This is a genomic window from Streptomyces sp. NPDC007189 (genome assembly GCF_040703635.1).
Taxonomy (GTDB): domain Bacteria; phylum Actinomycetota; class Actinomycetes; order Streptomycetales; family Streptomycetaceae; genus Streptomyces.
The window spans coordinates 600,031-616,171 of sequence record NZ_JBEYEY010000004.1; the positions used below are offsets into that span (position 1 = coordinate 600,031).

The following is a 16,141-nucleotide window of genomic DNA, read 5'->3' on the forward strand; positions in this document are numbered from 1 at the left end:
TCATGGCCCCGGGGATGTTGGCCAGGGCCGGCTTGGTCTCAGGATGGGCACGACAGCCCTGCGGGCGCGGCTCGCGGTTCGTGTCATACGAGGAACTCGGCGAGCGGGAAGGAGCGGTGGCGGCGTGGTGGAACCAGATAGTTCTGCCGGTGGGTCGTGTGCAGGACCGAGTTGATGCCGGCGTGGGGACTGCGCGGTTCCATGGGGAGCGTCCTGTCGGAATAGTGGCCGTCCATCGCGAGCCGAACGCGATTGAAGATTCCAATGGTCGGCTGGAACGCAATGAAGTGCACCCCGGCCGCTTTCTTGTTGCTGTAGTGGTCTCCCGTCGGATCGGATGTGTAGTGGAACGGATTGTCCAGCGTGTCGAAATCGCCGCGTACGGGGATGGTCGTCCCCGCGGGATATTTCTTCCCGTAATTGCTGGTCGTCGGTGATGTGGTGCTGTCCACCTGCGACATGCTCCCCGTGTGGCCGTAGGCGTGGTACCGCTTGACCCCTTGCTCCACTTCGGCCTCGGTTTGACCTGGTGGTTGGAAGGCATACGTCCCCGGCGCAGGCGAGAGGCCGGGCTGGATCATCGCCTGGACGCGATCCGCGTACGTGGGGTACTTCTGTTCGTACCAGGCCACCAGGTCCTGAAACAGGTGCGAGAGATGCATGGTGGTCCCCTGTTTGAAGTAACCGTTGGGCCACTGATCGGTGAGGCCGGGCAGGGTCTCCAGGCTCACGATGTTGTCGGGTCCCATGTTCGAGTCCAGGGTGGTGGCGAAGCCGAGGAAGCCCTGCGCCTGCCGAGGGATTTGGTGTGCGCCGGGGATATTGGCCCTCAGTGCCAGCTTGCTCGGCAGGCCCTGTTGCCCGTAGAAACCGCCCCCGGAGAATCCCTGGCGGATACTCGTGACCTTGAACAGGCTGCCCGCCTGGTTGCTTCCAAGCCCGAAGAGGGCCTTTTGGACGTCCTTGATTCGGTCGATCGAGTCACTGCGGAGGAGCACGGCCACGTCGTTCTGTTCCAAGCGGACCGGCCCGAAGCCAGGCGGGGGCTGGTCGCTGGGAAACGTCCTTGCCTCCTGGAGCGCATATACGGTGCGGTGCTCCGTCTTGGAGGTCTGCAAATCGACCGGCAGATACGCTGGGTAACGTGTTCCCGCCTTGAAGAAGTCTGACGTCTTGCCCAGGACTGGGATGTAGTGGTGGAAGTAGGGGAGTCCCCAGGCTACCGTGATGGCCACTCCTGAAGGAGTGGGCGGAAAATGGCGTTCCAGATCCAGGAGGGCGGACTCGAGGTGGTGTGCCGCCTCCTGCAACGCTTTGGCTTTCGCCGGTACATTCAGCTTTGCGGTAATGACGTGATCGTGCAGGGCCGGCACCCGGGCCGCGATCGTGCCCTTGCTGCTCTTCACGCCCGAGCCGTCGATGTTGATCACTTGCTCGTTCTGCAGGATGTATTGTTCCTGGATGTTGTCGGCGGCAGTGGCCCGGTCCGGTGGTGTCACAATGCTGTCGATCACCTCGTAGATGCCGGCGGATGCCAGAGCGGCACCGAAGGTACCCGCTGTCCCCTGAAGAAGGCGTCGCCTGCTCAAGTTCCCCTGTGATCGTTCCGCGCGCGCATTTTCGTTGTCATCTGTCATGGAATGGATTCCTCTCGCTCATGCGCATCGCAGGGGGTAAATGAAGGCGAGGACCAGGTGAGTGCGCCGCCGCTGAGGACCGTCGCCCGAGCGCCGATGCGGCCTTTCGCACGTGCCGCCGGACAGCCGATGACGCATGGGTGTGCTGACCAGTAGCCATCGTCATCACCCTCGCTGTCGCGATATCATCACACGGGGCCTGGATCCTTGAATACGACACGCGGCGACATACAGCGTTGCGGCCAATCCTTGAGCCCTGGCGGTACACAACCTCGCGCTCGTTGAATACATCGACGCCTTCTGCCGGTCCCGCCGCATCCAGAATCGCATCGGCTACCTCAGCCCCACCGAATTCGAGGAAACGAACTACGCCGACCGGGCAACGACCGAACCAGTGAAACCCGGGAACGTCGGCGGTGCTCTCTGCCGCTGTTGACGAGACGCGTACGCGGAAGGCTGTCGACGCGATGTACCGCACGGCCCGCAAGCCCGACGGCCGGTGCAGGCCGCGGCGTCCCCGGAACCGCCAACCTCTGCCGGCCTGCCGCACCTGCCCCCCCCCGCGCCCACCCCGACGGCGACGCACGCCGCGCCACGTGCGCCTTTGCCTTGCCCGACCAACCGGGCCACGTCGCCGCGCATCGGGGTGCAGAACGCCGCTCGAACGGCTCAGTCGGGCTGCGTGCGGCTTCCTTCGGGGGTTTCGTGGTGGTCAGTTACGCGACCCTGGTGTCCCTCAGCGGAGGCGTCATGCGATCCCGTTCCAGGCTGTCTTGCCTCACCATGGCGCTGATCCTTGCCGCCTTCGGTGCCCTGATGAGCGGCTGTACCAGCGCGTCGTCGGAGTCGTCGACGCCGTCGTCGCCGTCGCCCACACCCTCGTTCGCCGCGGGGGCTCCTCTCAGGGACCCGGCGCAATTGGCCAGTCGCAATGGGCTGCTGCGGGCGAACATCGTCGTGGAGAGACGGCGCGTGAACCTCGGCGGCCACGCGTTGTGGGCTCTCACCTACAACGGCAGCTACATGCCGCCGACGCTGCGGATCCGGCCGGGCGACAAGATGGAGCTGGCCCTGAAGAACACGCTCAACGACGAGACCAACCTGCATGTGCACGGTCTGCATGTGTCACCGAGCGGCGCCGCCGACAACGTCTTCCTCCACATCCGTCCGGGCCAGACGTTCCACTACTCCTTCCAGTTCCCCCGTACTCTGCGTGCCGGCACCTACTGGTACCACCCACACACCGACCACACCTCCGCGGCGCAGGTCGCCGGGGGCATGTCGGGCCTCCTCGTCGTCGACGGCCTGCAGCAGTACCTTCCGGCGAACCTGCGCCACATCACCGAGCACGCCATCGCGCTCAAGGACTTCCAGCTCCAGGGCGACGCGGTCAAGACCCAGGGTCTTCACATCGGTGCGCCCACCCATCGCACCGTCAACGGCCAGCTGAACCCGGTCATCCGCATCCGGCCGGGTGAGACCCAGTTGTGGCGGCTGGCCAACATCAGCGCCAACATTTATTACAAGGTCCACCTGCAGGGCCAGAAGTTCCGTGTGGTCGCCCACGACGGCACACCCGTCGACCGCATCTGGACGGCCGACTCGCTGCTCCTTGCGGCCGGGGCTCGCTTCGACGTGCTCGTACAGGGCGGTCCGGCCGGCCGCACCGAATTGCAGACGCTCCCGTACCAGACCGGCCCCGGCGGCAACTCCTTCCCACAGGCGACCTTGGCGACCCTGGTCTCCGCAGGGCCTTCCGCGTCACCGACGGCGCTGCCCACCTCGTCCTTCGCGCCGACGGTGGATCTGAGCCACGCCAGGATCGCCGCGCGGCGCACCGTGGTGTTCTCCGAGAACGCAGCCGGCACCAAGTTCTACATCAACGGCAAGCAGTTCGATCCGAACCGCGTGGACATCCGGGCCAAGCTGAACACGATCGAGGAGTGGACCGTGGTCAACGAAAGCAACGAGGAACACTCCTTCCACGTGCACACCAATCATTTCCAGCTGATGAGCATCAACGGCCGTCCGCACCACGGTCACGGCTTGCAGGACGTCGCGAGTGTTCCCGCCAAGGGCCGGTTCGTCATCCGGATGCGCTTCAAGGACTACACCGGCAAGACCGTCCTGCACTGCCACATCCTCAATCACGAGGACCGGGGCATGATGGCGGTGCTGGACATCGAGAAGTGACGCACATGCGCTGACGCGGCGACCCAACGCGGAGTCCGGAAAGACGTGGAGTCCGAAAAGAGGGCGGTGGCGCCGTGCGGGGCGTGCCGTAAGATCTGATGGATTCCCGGCCGCGCCCTCCGCCGGGTGGACTGACGGCGTCCCCGGTGATGTCTTCGAAGCTCGCAGAGGACGGCCCGCTCCGGTAGAGCCGTACGCTTGAGGGATACAACCCCGGCTTGGAGCTGGGAGGGCGCACATGGCTCTCAGTACGCACGTCCCTGACCTGGCCGCGCTGGAAGTGCTGCTGGGCGTGGCGCGGGAGGGCAGCCTGAACAGCGTCGCCCGGGCGGTGGGGGTGAGCCAGCAGGCGGTCTCGGCGCGGATCAGGGCGATGGAGGCCCAGACCGGCGTCACGCTCGTGCACCGGAGTCCGCGCGGCTCCAGACTGACCGCCGAAGGTGTCGTGATCGCCGAGTGGGCCGCCCGGCTGCTGGGTGTCGCGGCCGAGATGGACGCCGGAATCGCCGCCCTGCGGGCCGACCGCCGTGACCGGCTGAGGGTCAGCGCCAGCCTGACCATCGCGGAGCAGCTCCTGCCGGGCTGGCTGTCGTCCTTCCGTGCGGCACGGCGACCGACAAGCGCCGCGCCGGAGATCCTGCTGACCGCGATCAACACCACCACAGTGATCGCCCATGTCACCGAGGGCACGGCGGACCTCGGATTCACCGAGGGCCCCCAGCGGCCGGCCGGGCTCCACGGCAGGGTCGTCGGCCACGACAGGCTCGCCGTGGTGGTCACTCCGGGCCACCCTTGGGCTCGCCGCCGCCGACCGGTCGGCGCCGCCGAACTGGCCGCCACACCGCTGGTCAGCCGGGAGGGCGGTTCCGGCACCCTCGACACCCTCACCGCCGCACTGGCCGCGGTGCTCGGTCGTGGCGCCCCCCAAGTCGTCCCGGCGCTGTCGCTGCCCACCACGGCGGCGGTACGCAGCGCCGCACTGGCCGGCACCGCACCAGCCGTCATCAGCGAACTGGCCGTCGAGGACGATCTGGCCACGGGCCGGCTCGTGACGGTGCGGACACCGGAACTCGACCTGCGCAGGACGCTGCGCGTCATCTGGGACGGCGCCGCCACCCCGCCGAGCGGTGTGGCACGCGACCTGATCGCTCACATCACGCGCCGCGATCAACCTGGGCGGACCCGTCGGCCCGCATCCGGCGCGCAGCCGGCAACCGGCACCGGCATCCCCCGCCGTTCCGCCGCGTGACGGCGCCCGGCCCACGCCACGCGTTCTCTGCGCGCAAGTGCCGTCGCCGGCACGCCCCTTGACTTCCGACGCCACACCACCGCGTGTCGCACTCCTGGAGGGCCGATCGACGCAGGCCGCCCGGTTGCTGTCCGGGTCGCTGAGTACTGCCGACTCCGGCATCGGCCGGCGACCGCGTCACGCCTGCCCGGTACAACGAGAGCCTGTATCCCGGCAAGCGCAGGGCCACTACCGGCGGCTTCCGGTGGGTGTGAGCGTCGAGACAGGAGGTTCCGCCCACCTGAGGAGGACGACATGCGGACGGTGACACTGGGCGCATCCGGACTTGCGGTGACCCCGGTCGCGTACGGCACGTGGCAGTTCGGCGGGGACTGGGGACCCGTGGACGAGCGCGTCGCGATCGAGGCGATCAGGCACGCGAGGTCGATGGGCATCAACTTCTTCGACACCGCCCAGGCCTACGGGTTCGGCCGCTCCGAGCGGCTGCTCGGAACCGCACTGGCCGACGAGCTGCGCTCGGACCGCGAGTCGGTCGTGATCGCCACGAAGGGCGGGCTGCGCATGGACGGGGACCGGCTGGTCCGGGACGCCAGTGCGGCGTGGCTGCGCAAGGGAGTGCAAGCCAGCCTCGAAGCGCTCGGCACCGACCACATCGACCTGTATCAGGTGCACTGGCCCGACCCGCACACCCCCCTGCCGGACACCGCTGCCGCGCTTGCCGAACTGGCGGCGCAGGGGCTGATCCGGCACGTGGGCGTCTCCAACCACACCCCCGCGCAGATGACCGAGTTCGCCACCGTACTGCCGGTGGAAACCGTTCAGCCGCCCTACCACCTCTTCCGCCGTGGCATCGAAACCGACTTCCTGCCCTACGCCACCGAGCACCACGTCGGCGTGCTGGCCTACGGGGCACTGGCCCACGGGCTGCTCGGCGGGACCATCACCCCCGACACCACGTTCGATCCCGACGACTGGCGCGGCCGCAGCCCGGCCTTCACCGGTCCAGGGCTCGTCCGCAATCTCGACGTGGTGGCGGCGCTGCGCGCCTTCGCAGCCAACCGCGGCGCATCGGTCGCCGAACTGGCGGTGGCCTGGGTGCTGGCCCACCCCGCCGTCCAGGTCGCCATCGTCGGCGCCCGCACCCCAGCTCACCTGACGCAGAGCCTCGGCGCCCTCGACCTTCACCTCAGCCGGTCCGACCTGGCCGGGATCGACCACATCATGGCCACCGCGGTCTCCGTCGGCGGTCCCACCCCGGAAGGAATGTCATGACCACCACCCAGCCGCCCTCGCCGCACGACACTCCGGCCGCACTCGGCGACCGCACCGCGAAGACACCGGTGATCGCCTTCTTGGGCGCCGGACGGATGGGCCGCCCCATGGCCGAGAACCTGGTCCGCAGCGGCTTCCAGCTGCGGGTGTGGAACCGAACCAGCAGCCGCGCCACCGCCCTGGCCGAGCAGGGAGCATTCGTCGCACACACCCCTGCGGAGGCGGTCCAGGGCGCCGGAATCCTCATCACCATGCTCGCCGACGGGCCCGCCACCGAGCGGGCCGCGAACGGCCCCGACGATTTCCTGGCCCGATGCCCCGGACTGATCTGGGTGCAGATGGCCACCGTCGGAGCCCGCTGGTCGGCCCGGCTCGCCATGACAGCCGGCCGCCACGGGGTGACGTTCGTGGACGCGCCGGTCTCCGGCAGCCAGGGACCGGCCCGCACCGGGCAGCTGATCATCCTGGCCAGCGGCCCCGACCGGGTGCGTGACATCCTCGTCCCGGTCTTCGGCGCGCTCGGCCGGGCCACCGTCTGGCTGGGACCGGCCGGCGACGGCACCAAGGCGAAGCTGGTGCTGAACAGCTGGCTCGTCGACCTCGTCGAAGCCACCGCGGAGGTACTGTCCTTCGCCGGCCGGCTCGGCCTGGACCCCGCCTCGATCGTGGAACTGCTGCGGGTCACCCCGCTCGGGTCGCCGTATGCGGTGCAGAAGGCCGGCACCATGCTGGCCGGCGACTTCGCACCCGCCTTCGCGCTCAAACACGCCGTCAAGGACGCCGAGCTGGCCGTACAGGCCGCATACGGCCTCGGCACCCACCTGCCGCTCACCGAAGCGCTGCTGCCCCGCTGGCGGCGCACCGCCCTTGAGCACGCCGACGACGACCTGTCCGCGGTCTACATCACCGCGTGATCAGACGGGCGCAACGAAAAGAACGCCCGGAGCCCGACCCGCTCGTGCAGCCGGCTCTGTCGCACATCCACGGCTTGCGCAACGCCAGCGCCCTCATGCTCCGCGCCGTCGGAAAGCGCCTTGGTGGCCATGAGGCTGCTGCGGTTGAGTGACAAGGAATACGGCTCCACGAGGATGTTCACGATGCGGCGAGTTGATTTCTCATAGCTTCTTCTAAGTGCACATGTATCGCGCAGCAGGCGGTCGCCTGCGTCCGCCTGTCATGGAGGTCATCGAATGAATCTTCGCCTCTGGGTTGCAGCTCCGCTGGCGGGTGCGGCTATCGCCTTCGTATTTCCGTCGGTCGGCGTCGCTGCGCAGGGGTCTGCACGGTATGTGTCCGGCTCCCCGTGGCTGGATGACGGGGACGGTGACCGCGGTCACAGCAATCCCTGGCGGCACTGCTACAGCCAGCGCCGTGTCGTGCTCATCGACAAGAGACTGAGGGTGATTCTCACCAATAGCCGACGTGGGCCCGAGGCACTCTTCCTCGAAGCGGAATCGGGGTCCTCGTCCTCGTCCTCGTCGCCGGTGGCACCGTGGGCCAACTTTTCTGTCGAGGGGTATATGGATGTGAAGTATCCCACCCATACCACAGCCCAGTATGAGTTTGAGATTCGTGACTTCTTCAGGGTGCACCCGCTCTTCGTGGCGAAGGCCTTCGACCGCCACGAGCGAGTCTTTCCCTTCCCGGCCGCCCACTGCGTCAACGACCGTGACGACGGGGACCGTGCAGGTCCGCATGGTGGGGCTCCTGATGGGAATGGCTCGTTCGGATCCCCGTCGCCCGGTACTCCCAGGGGCACACTTTCACCTGTTCCGCGTGATACTGCGGCTGCCGGCTGGAGCACTCGGCTTCTGAGCGCGAAGTACATCGTGATTGCGGCCGGCGGTTTGCTGATGGTTCTGGGAATGCTGGCTGCGGCCTGGCTTCGCCGACGTCGTTCTACCGAGTGACACTCCCGCGGCCCACGCGGTGGTCGGACAGGCGAAGTGAGGTTCCCCCGTCGTTCGGTCGGTGCTGACCAACTCGGCGCGCCAGGGCCCCTCGGCCGCGAGCTTCTCGAACAGGGCGTCGGCGCCGCTCAGCCGGCCCGGAAGCACGTCGATCCAGGCTCGGCGCCCAGTTCGCTTCGCTCCGGCGTAGCCCGTCCGTTTCGATACACGGGTGTATCGGATACATTGGCGTATCGAACGGAGGGAGCCGCGATGGACGACACCGCCCGACGCGTCACCAGGCGCCGGGTGCGGACGCGGGCGCGGCTGCTGGACGCCGCGTTCGGAGTGTTCGCCGCCAAGGGCTTCGGCCGGGTCTCCATCGAGGAGGTCTGCGAGGCGGCCGGATTCAGCCGGGGCGCCTTCTACTCGAACTTCGCCACGCTGGACGAGCTGTTCTTCGCCCTGTACCAGGAGCGCGCCGACCTCATCGCCTCCCAGGTGGCCGAGGCCCTCGCCCAGGAAGGGCCCGGACTCGACGTGCCGGCCTCCGTGGACCGGGTCACCGAGGTGCTGCTGCTCGACGTGGACTGGCTGCTGGTCAAAACCGACTTCCTGGTGCACGCCGCCCGCGACCCCGAGGTCGCCCGGGCCCTCCTCGACCACCGCGCCCGGCTTCGGGAAGCCATCGCCGACCGGCTGTTCCGGGCTCGCGGCCACACCGGTCCGCCCGCCGTGCTGGGGGACGCGGACGGCGCCGCGCACGCCGTGGTCGCCGCGTACGACGGCGTCACCGTCCAGCTGCTGCTGGACAAGGACGTCGAGGCCGCCCGGGTCTGGCTCAAGCAGCTGCTCACCGCCCTCCTCACCGACGGCAGCCGCACCCCCGGCAGCCCGCACACGACCGCACGTCCCCGTACGACTCCGCATGAGGATCCTCAGGAAGGACACAGCCACGATGGACGCTGACGTCATCGTCGTCGGAGCGGGCCTCGCCGGCCTGGTCGCGGCACATGAGCTGACCAGCAGGGGCCGCCGGGTCGCCCTGGTCGACCAGGAGAACGCCGCCAACCTCAGCGGACAGGCGTTCTGGTCCCTCGGCGGGCTCTTCCTCGTCGGCTCCCCGGAACAGCGCCGCCTCGGCATCAAGGACTCCTTCGAACTGGCCTGGAGCGACTGGCAGGGCAGCGCCCGGTTCGACCGGCTGGACGACGAGGACTCCTGGGCGGTGCGCTGGGCCCGCGCCTACGTCGAGTTCGCGGCCGGCGAGAAGCGGTCCTGGCTGCGGGGCCACGGCATCGAGCTGCTGCCGACCGTCGGCTGGGCCGAGCGCGGCGACCTCAGGGCGGCCGGCCACGGCAACTCCGTGCCCCGCTTCCACATCGCGTGGGGCACCGGCACCGGCGTGGTCGCACCCTTCGTGACGTACGCACGCCGGGCCGCCCGGGACGGACTGCTCACCTTCCACCACCGCCACCGGGTCGACGAACTGGTCATCGACAACGGCACGGCACGCGGGGTGCGCGGCACCGTCCTCGCCGACGACCACGCGCCGCGCGGCGTCGCCTCCAACCGCGACCGGGTCGGCGACTTCGAACTCACCGCCCAGGCCGTCGTCGTCACCACCGGCGGCATAGGCGCCGACCACGACATCGTCCGCCGCTACTGGCCCGCCCGGCTCGGCACGCCGCCCGGCGAGATGGTCACCGGCGTCCCGGCCTACGTGGACGGGCGGATGCTCGACATCAGCGCCGAGGCCGGCGTCCGGCTGGTCAACCGCGACCGCATGTGGCACTACACCGAGGGCCTGCAGAACTGGGACCCCATCTGGCCCGGCCACGGCATCCGCATCCTGCCCGGCCCGTCCTCCATCTGGCTCGACGCCCTCGGCCGCCGGCTGCCCGACCCCTGCCTGCCGGGATACGACACCCTGGGCACCCTCAAGTACCTGCGCACCACCGAGGACATAGCGGGCTACGACCACTCCTGGTTCATCCTCACCCGGAAGATCATCGAGAAGGAGTTCGCGCTCTCCGGCTCCGAGCAGAACCCCGACATCACCGCCAAGGACCGCAAGGCCGTACTGCGCGACCGGCTGCTCGGCAGCGGCGCACCCGCACCGGTGCAGGCCTTCGTCGACAAGGGCGCGGACTTCGTCACCGCGTGCAGCCTGGAGCAGCTCGTCGGCAAGATGAACGCGCTGACCGGCAAACCCCTGCTGGACGCCGCCGAGGTGCGCCGCCAGATCGAGGCCCGCGACCTGCAGCTGGCCAACCCGTACAGCAAGGACTCCCAGGTCCAGGGCATCCGCAACGCCCGCCGCTACATAGGGGACCGGCTCGGCCGGGTCGCCACGCCGCACCGCATCCTCGACCCCGCGGCCGGCCCCCTCATCGGCGTCAAGCTCCACATCCTGACCCGCAAGACGCTCGGCGGCATCCAGACCGACCTCGACTCCCGCGCCCTGGCCGCCGACGGCACGCCGATCGAGGGGCTGTACGCGGCCGGTGAGGTGGCCGGCTTCGGAGGCGGCGGTGTGCACGGCTACAACGCGCTGGAGGGCACCTTCCTCGGCGGCTGCCTGTTCTCCGGGCGCGCCGCGGGCCGGCACGCGGCCGCGCACACGGGCTGAGACCACAGACGGAGGGTGCCGCGCGCCTGACGCGCCGACACCCGGGCCGGTGGCGAGACTTGACCAGAATGAGAGGGAGCCCGGCACACCGGCGCGCCTAGTCTGTCGGCCAGCCGATCACCCGCCACCCCCTCCCGAGGAGCGCCCGTGACGCCACCCCCCGGACAGCCCGCCCGCCGCCGCACCGGCGTCCTGCGCCGCGAGGCGGTCCTCGCCGCCGTCCCGGCCGCCGTGGCGGCACTGCTCGGCGCCGCCGCACCCGCGGCGCCGAGCACGGCCGGCGCGCCCGGCGCGGGCGACCCCTACTTCCCGCTCAGCGGCAACGGCGGCTACCACGTCCGGCACTACGACCTGACGCTCCGTTACGACACCTCCGCCCGGCACCTCGACGGCACGGCCGTGCTCGCCGCCCGCGCCACCCAGAACCTCAGCCGCTTCGACCTCGACCTGACCGGCCTGAAGGTCACCCGCGTCACCGTCGACGGCGCCCCCGCGGCCTTCCGGCGCACCGGCCAGGAACTCGTCGTCACCCCGCGCCACACCCTGCACACCGGCCGGGAATTCCACATCACCGTCGCCTACCACGGCACCCCGAAACCGGTCACCGACCCCGACGGCAGCGCGGACGGGTGGATCCCCACCGACGACGGCGCCTTCGTGGCCGGCGAGCCGCAGGGCGCGATGACCTGGTTCCCGGCGAACGCCCACCCCGAGGACAAGTCGTCGTACGACATCACGATCACCGTCCCCCAGGGGCGCACGGCCGTGTCCAACGGCGTCCTGCTCGGACAGCGCACCGCGCACGGCCGTACCACCTTCCGCTGGCGCGAGACCCAGCCGATGGCCGCCTACCTGGCCACCGCCACCGTCGGAAAGTTCAAGGTCGAGCAGTACACCACCCGCGACGGCATCCGCGTCTACAACGCCGTCGACCCGCGCGAGGCGAGCGCCGCGGCACCGGTGCTGAAGGAGCTGCCGTCCGTCCTCGCCTGGGAGAGCACGCTGTTCGGGCCGTACCCGTTCCGCTCGGCCGGGTCGGTCGTCGACCACGCGAACGTCGGCTACGCCCTGGAGACCCAGACCCGGCCGCTGTACGACTCCGCGCCCGACCTCGGCACCCTCGTCCACGAGAGCGCCCACCAGTGGTTCGGCGACTCCGTCTCCCTGACGGCCTGGAAGGACATCTGGCTCAACGAGGGATTCGCCACCTACGCCGAGTGGCTCTACGCCGAGCAGCACGGCGGCGACAGCGCCCAGAAGACCTTCGACGCGCTCTACGCCCGCGGCGCCGGCGACCACCTGTGGGCGTTCCCGCCCGGCGACCCGGGCAGCGGCGCGCACATCTTCGACACGCCCGTCTACGCCCGCGGCGCCATGGCCCTGCACGAGGTGCGCCGCGCCGTCGGCGACCGGGACTTCTTCCGGATCCTGCGCGCCTGGTCGGCCGGCCACCGCTACGGCCACGGTACGACGGCCCAGTTCGAGCGGCTCGCCGAGAAGGTCTCGGGCAAGCGGCTGGACGGGCTGTTCCACACCTGGCTGTTCACGAAAGGCAAGCCGAACCGCGCCTGAATCCTGACCGGTTCCCCACAAGTCCCCGCCAGGGTCGGCACCATGAACCGTCGCGCGACCGCCGCCGTCCCTCAGGGCACACGCCCACAGGCCCGCCCGCTGAGCCTGCCGGGCGCCTAGGATCCGAACTCGTGTGCGCACATGTGCTGGTCGCCGAGGACGACGAGAAGCAGGCCGAACTGATCCGCCGCTCCCTGCTGGCCGAGGGACACACCGCCACGGTGGTGCACGACGGCGCCGCCGCCCTGGACGCCGCCCGCGGAATCAGACCCGACCTCGTCGTCCTCGACCTGATGCTGCCGGTCGTCGACGGCTTCGAGGTGTGCCGGGAGCTGCGCGGCGGCGCGGACCCGGAGATACCGGTCGTCATGCTCACCGCCCGCTCCGCCGAGGACGACGTGCTGCTCGGCCTCGGACTCGGCGCCGACGACTACATGACCAAGCCGTACAGCCCGCGCGAGTTGATGGCCCGCATCCGCACGGTGCTCCGGCGCAGCGGGCGCGGCCCGGGCGGCCGGGACGGCGACCCCGCCGTCCGGGCCGCCGGCATCAGCGTCGACCCCGTACGGCACGAGGTGCGCTGCGACGGGGTGCCCGTGGACTGCACGCCCGCCGAGTTCCAGATCCTGCTGGCCATGGCGGCGGAGCCGGAACGGGTGTTCACCCGGCGGCAGTTGCTCCAATGCACCCGCGGCTTCGACCGGGCTTCCACCGAGCGGGCCGTCGATGTGCACATCATGAACCTGCGCCGCAAGATCGAGACCGACCCGCGCCGCCCCGCCCGGCTGCTGACGGTCTTCGGCGTCGGCTACAAGCTGAGCGGCCCCCGCCCGTGAGACGCCCAGCGCGCACGGACGACCGCCCGGACCGTCGGGCCGGGTCCGTGAAGCGGCGGATCCCGGTGCGCAAGAGGCTGCTGGTGCGGCTGCTGTCCGTCTCCGCCCTGATCGCCGTCTGCTCGGTGGCCGCCACCGCCTGGCTCGCGGTGACCACCACCACCAGCGCCCTGAAGGAGGAGCAGGGCCAGGACCTCGCCGCCGACAACAGCATCCTGGCCCGGCTCAGCGGGTACGCGGCCACCCACTCCGACTGGACGGACGTCCGCAGCACCGTCCGCCGGCTGGCCGCCGAGACCGGCCGCCGGATCGCCCTCACCACCACCGACCGCACCCTCGTCGCCGACTCCGCGCCCCGCGGCACCCCGCTGCCGCCCCGGCCCGCCGCCACGGTCGACCCGCTGCGCACCGACACCTACAGCGAGACGGGCGCCCAGCTCAGCGGCATCGACCCGCGCGTGGTCGGCCCCTACCGGCTCCCGGCGAAAGAACGCGCCGACTTGGACGCGCTGGCCGCCAGGCGCAAGCAGTGCTACGCGCACTACGGGCTGCAGGCCGCCGTCGTCCACACGGCGAGCGGACGGCCCGTCGTCACCGCCGGCGACGGCACCGACCCCGCCGCGTACGGCGCGGCGGTGTGCGAGGACGGCGGGCTCGACACGCCCACCCCGACGGAACGCAAGGCCCTCACCGACCTCACCGGCCTCGCCCGGCCGTGCCTCGGCCAGGCCGGGACCGATCCCGGCGGGCAGTTCCTGCTCACCCTCGACCCGAGCGGCAAGGACCCCTTCGGCGCCGGCTACCTCGTCGCCAAGTACGCCGGGGCGGGCAGGAAGACGACGGCGCGCGCCGTCCAGCAGTGCATCCTGACCGCACGGCGCGCCCAACTGGAACCCTACGTCGCCCCGGTCGCCGACCTGTTCCTCGGCATCGGCGACCGGAACACCTCCCGCTTCGACATGTCCCCGGCCAACAAGGCCAAGGTGATCGGCGCGGCCGGGCTGGTGCTCGCCGTCACCGTCGCCGTGACCGCGCTCGTCGCGACCCGTCTGGTCCGGCCGCTGCGCGCGCTGACCGAGGCCGCCGGGGCGGCGCCCGACCTGCACGTACGGGTCCCGGTGACCACCCGGGACGAGACCGGCATCCTCGCCGAGGCCTTCAACGACCTCACCGAGCGCCGCGCCCGGCTGGAGGCCCAGCGCAAGGCGATGGTCAGCGACATCGCGCACGAGCTGCGCAGCCCGCTCACCAACATCCGCGGCTGGCTGGAGGTCGTGCGCGACGGAGTCGTCGAGCCCGACCCGGCCCTGCTGGACTCGCTGCACGAGGAGGCGCTCGTCCTGCAGCGGATCATCGACGACCTCCAGGACCTCGCCGCCGCCGACGCCGGCACCCTGCGGCTGCACCGCGAGCCCCTCAGGGCCGGCGATCTGCTGGACCAGGTCGCCGCCGCCCACCGGATCGCCGCCGGCACCGCCGGGGTCGCCCTACGCACCGAGGCCGACGCCGGCGCCTGGCTGGACGCCGACCCGGTGCGGATGCGGCAGGCCCTCGGCAACCTGGTCTCCAACGCCCTGCGGCACACCCCGGCCGACGGGACGGTCGCGCTCGCCGCCCGCCGGGACGGCGCCGACGTGGTCCTGACCGTCACCGACACCGGCACGGGCATCGCGCCCGAGGACCTGCCGAACGTCTTCGACCGGTTCTGGCGCGCCGAGAAGTCCCGCAGCCGGCGCACCGGCGGCAGTGGCCTGGGCCTGCCGATCGTGCGCCACCTGGTCGCCGCCCACGGCGGCACCGCCGAGGCCGCGAGCGAGTGCGGCAGCGGTGCGGTCTTCACCCTGCGGCTGCCCGCGGCCGGCCCGCCGGCCGACGTCACCTGACCGCCTCCGATTCCCCGCGCGCACCAGGGGTACTCCGGTCGCGCGGCGCAGTCGAAGGAGGTCAGGTCATGAGCGCAGCGGAGAACATGCCGGTCGTGTCCACGCTCGCCGAGGTGGCCCGCCTGCTGGACGGCCGGCAGGGCCTGTACGTGCGCTGGTCCAAGGGGCCCGGCACCGACCTCGCCGACGTCTCCAGCACCGACGACCTCACCGGCGCACCCATGTCCGGGCTGTCCGCCAATCCGCTCGACGTGGAGGAGTGGTGGGCCGACCGGTCGGTGGAGCTGTGGGTGGCCCGCCGGCTGTACGACTACGCGCACCTCCCGCACGAGAAGGGCCCCGGCGTACGGCCGTGGGTCCTGCGGGGCCGGGAGACGGGCCGGGGCCCCGACAACGAGCCGCTGGTGACGGACGTCGAGCCGCTGTGCTGGATCGCGGACGAGGCGATCACCGAGGCCGAGACCGAGGTCACCCGCCAGGAACGCGCCTGGGGCACCCTGCGCCGCACCGGCCGCTGAGACCCGGGGGCTGCCGGACGGGGCCTTGGGCGGTGTCCAGGGGGTAGCCGCGCTGGCCTCGGCGATGAGAGGACGACCGGACCGCCGGTGCCGGGCCGAGGGCGGGCCGACCGGAGCAGTGGCGGTTCGCCCTGGGCCGGTGTCCACGCGGGGCGCGGCCGGAGCCGAAGCGGTCGGCGCGTGCCCGGGTGGGAGCGCCCGGGGCCGGGGCGGGGCTGGACCCGCCGGAGCGGCGGTGGTTCGCCGGAGCGCGGCCGGGGCTGGGCTGCCGGAGCGCCCTGGGCCGGTGTCCACGCGGGGCGCGGTCGGAGCCGAAGCGGTCGGAGCGTGCCCGGGTGGAAGCGCCCGGGGCCGGGGCGGGGTTGGACCCGCCGGAGCGGCGGTGGTTCGCCGGAGCGCGGCCGGGGCTGGGCTGCCGGAGCGCCCTGGGCCGGTGTCCACGCGGGGCGCGGTCGGAGCC

General features: G+C 71.0%; 14 protein-coding genes and 1 pseudogene. 12 read left to right on the plus strand and 3 right to left on the minus strand.

The window, feature by feature from the left end; all coding sequences use genetic code 11:
• Positions 1-83: 83 nt before the first annotated feature.
• The gene (locus AB0950_RS11890; protein ID WP_360145603.1) at positions 84-1,637 is read right to left on the minus strand and encodes a hypothetical protein; all 1,554 of its coding nucleotides are present in this window, start codon (positions 1,635-1,637) and stop codon (positions 84-86) included.
• A 256-nt stretch (positions 1,638-1,893) separates the two neighbouring features.
• Between AB0950_RS11890 and AB0950_RS11895 the strand changes: the two genes are divergently transcribed.
• The 5 genes from AB0950_RS11895 to AB0950_RS11915 all read left to right on the plus strand — a co-directional run bounded on the left by AB0950_RS11895 (position 1,894) and on the right by AB0950_RS11915 (position 7,265).
• On the plus strand, positions 1,894-2,073 hold the full coding sequence (locus AB0950_RS11895) for an IS3 family transposase (RefSeq protein ID WP_360147118.1): 180 nt from the start codon (positions 1,894-1,896) through the stop codon (positions 2,071-2,073).
• A 482-nt stretch (positions 2,074-2,555) separates the two neighbouring features.
• The gene (locus tag AB0950_RS11900) at positions 2,556-3,830 is read left to right on the plus strand and encodes a multicopper oxidase family protein (protein WP_360145600.1); all 1,275 of its coding nucleotides are present in this window, start codon (positions 2,556-2,558) and stop codon (positions 3,828-3,830) included.
• Between the two features lie 238 nt (positions 3,831-4,068).
• Entirely contained in the window at positions 4,069-5,079 is a 1,011-nt protein-coding gene (locus AB0950_RS11905; RefSeq protein WP_366778418.1) for a LysR family transcriptional regulator, read from the plus strand.
• Positions 5,080-5,373: 294 nt separating this feature from the next.
• Positions 5,374-6,351: an aldo/keto reductase gene (locus AB0950_RS11910; RefSeq protein ID WP_360145597.1), complete on the plus strand. Its 978-nt coding sequence runs from the start codon at positions 5,374-5,376 to the stop codon at positions 6,349-6,351.
• The gene (locus tag AB0950_RS11915; RefSeq protein WP_366778419.1) at positions 6,348-7,265 is read left to right on the plus strand and encodes an NAD(P)-dependent oxidoreductase; all 918 of its coding nucleotides are present in this window, start codon (positions 6,348-6,350) and stop codon (positions 7,263-7,265) included. Before AB0950_RS11910 ends, AB0950_RS11915 begins: the two co-directional genes overlap by 4 nt.
• Here AB0950_RS11915 and AB0950_RS11920 read toward each other — a convergent pair.
• Positions 7,250-7,447: a hypothetical protein gene (locus AB0950_RS11920; RefSeq protein WP_360145591.1), complete on the minus strand. Its 198-nt coding sequence runs from the start codon at positions 7,445-7,447 to the stop codon at positions 7,250-7,252. The two genes, AB0950_RS11915 and AB0950_RS11920, sit on opposite strands and share 16 nt — an antisense overlap.
• Before the next feature lie 94 nt (positions 7,448-7,541).
• Here AB0950_RS11920 and AB0950_RS11925 point away from each other — a divergent pair, with 94 nt between their 5' ends.
• Positions 7,542-8,261 carry a hypothetical protein gene (locus tag AB0950_RS11925; RefSeq protein ID WP_366778420.1) on the plus strand — a complete coding sequence of 240 codons (720 nt, stop codon included), beginning with the start codon at positions 7,542-7,544 and terminating at the stop codon, positions 8,259-8,261.
• 72 nt (positions 8,262-8,333) lie between these two features.
• Here AB0950_RS11925 and AB0950_RS11930 read toward each other — a convergent pair.
• Positions 8,334-8,444 (minus strand): annotated as a pseudogene (locus tag AB0950_RS11930) (alpha-ketoglutarate-dependent dioxygenase AlkB); the annotation flags it as partial.
• A 69-nt stretch (positions 8,445-8,513) separates the two neighbouring features.
• Here AB0950_RS11930 and AB0950_RS11935 point away from each other — a divergent pair.
• The 6 genes from AB0950_RS11935 to AB0950_RS11960 all read left to right on the plus strand — a co-directional run bounded on the left by AB0950_RS11935 (position 8,514) and on the right by AB0950_RS11960 (position 15,681).
• Positions 8,514-9,209, plus strand: a complete 696-nt coding sequence (locus AB0950_RS11935) for a TetR/AcrR family transcriptional regulator (RefSeq protein ID WP_360145585.1) — start codon at positions 8,514-8,516, stop codon at positions 9,207-9,209.
• Positions 9,199-10,872: an FAD-binding dehydrogenase gene (locus tag AB0950_RS11940; protein ID WP_366778421.1), complete on the plus strand. Its 1,674-nt coding sequence runs from the start codon at positions 9,199-9,201 to the stop codon at positions 10,870-10,872. The genes AB0950_RS11935 and AB0950_RS11940 overlap by 11 nt, the downstream gene beginning before the upstream one ends.
• 147 nt (positions 10,873-11,019) lie before the next feature.
• Positions 11,020-12,444, plus strand: a complete 1,425-nt coding sequence (locus tag AB0950_RS11945) for a M1 family metallopeptidase (RefSeq protein ID WP_366778422.1) — start codon at positions 11,020-11,022, stop codon at positions 12,442-12,444.
• 131 nt (positions 12,445-12,575) lie between these two features.
• Positions 12,576-13,280, plus strand: coding sequence for a response regulator transcription factor (locus AB0950_RS11950; RefSeq protein WP_360145576.1), 705 nt, complete (start codon positions 12,576-12,578; stop codon positions 13,278-13,280).
• A gap of 47 nt (positions 13,281-13,327) precedes the next feature.
• Positions 13,328-15,163, plus strand: coding sequence for a HAMP domain-containing sensor histidine kinase (locus AB0950_RS11955; protein WP_366778423.1), 1,836 nt, complete (start codon positions 13,328-13,330; stop codon positions 15,161-15,163).
• A gap of 68 nt (positions 15,164-15,231) precedes the next feature.
• Entirely contained in the window at positions 15,232-15,681 is a 450-nt protein-coding gene (locus AB0950_RS11960; RefSeq protein ID WP_360145570.1) for a DUF6098 family protein, read from the plus strand.
• Positions 15,682-16,141: the final 460 nt, after the last annotated feature.

Coding starts and splice junctions, on each gene's coding strand:
- AB0950_RS11890 (WP_360145603.1), bottom strand. CDS start 1,637: ATGACAGATGACAACGAAAATGCGCGCGCGGAACGATCACAGGGGAAC.
- AB0950_RS11905 (WP_366778418.1), top strand. CDS start 4,069: ATGGCTCTCAGTACGCACGTCCCTGACCTGGCCGCGCTGGAAGTGCTG.
- AB0950_RS11910 (WP_360145597.1), top strand. CDS start 5,374: ATGCGGACGGTGACACTGGGCGCATCCGGACTTGCGGTGACCCCGGTC.
- AB0950_RS11915 (WP_366778419.1), top strand. CDS start 6,348: ATGACCACCACCCAGCCGCCCTCGCCGCACGACACTCCGGCCGCACTC.
- AB0950_RS11925 (WP_366778420.1), top strand. CDS start 7,542: ATGAATCTTCGCCTCTGGGTTGCAGCTCCGCTGGCGGGTGCGGCTATC.
- AB0950_RS11935 (WP_360145585.1), top strand. CDS start 8,514: ATGGACGACACCGCCCGACGCGTCACCAGGCGCCGGGTGCGGACGCGG.
- AB0950_RS11940 (WP_366778421.1), top strand. CDS start 9,199: ATGGACGCTGACGTCATCGTCGTCGGAGCGGGCCTCGCCGGCCTGGTC.
- AB0950_RS11960 (WP_360145570.1), top strand. CDS start 15,232: ATGAGCGCAGCGGAGAACATGCCGGTCGTGTCCACGCTCGCCGAGGTG.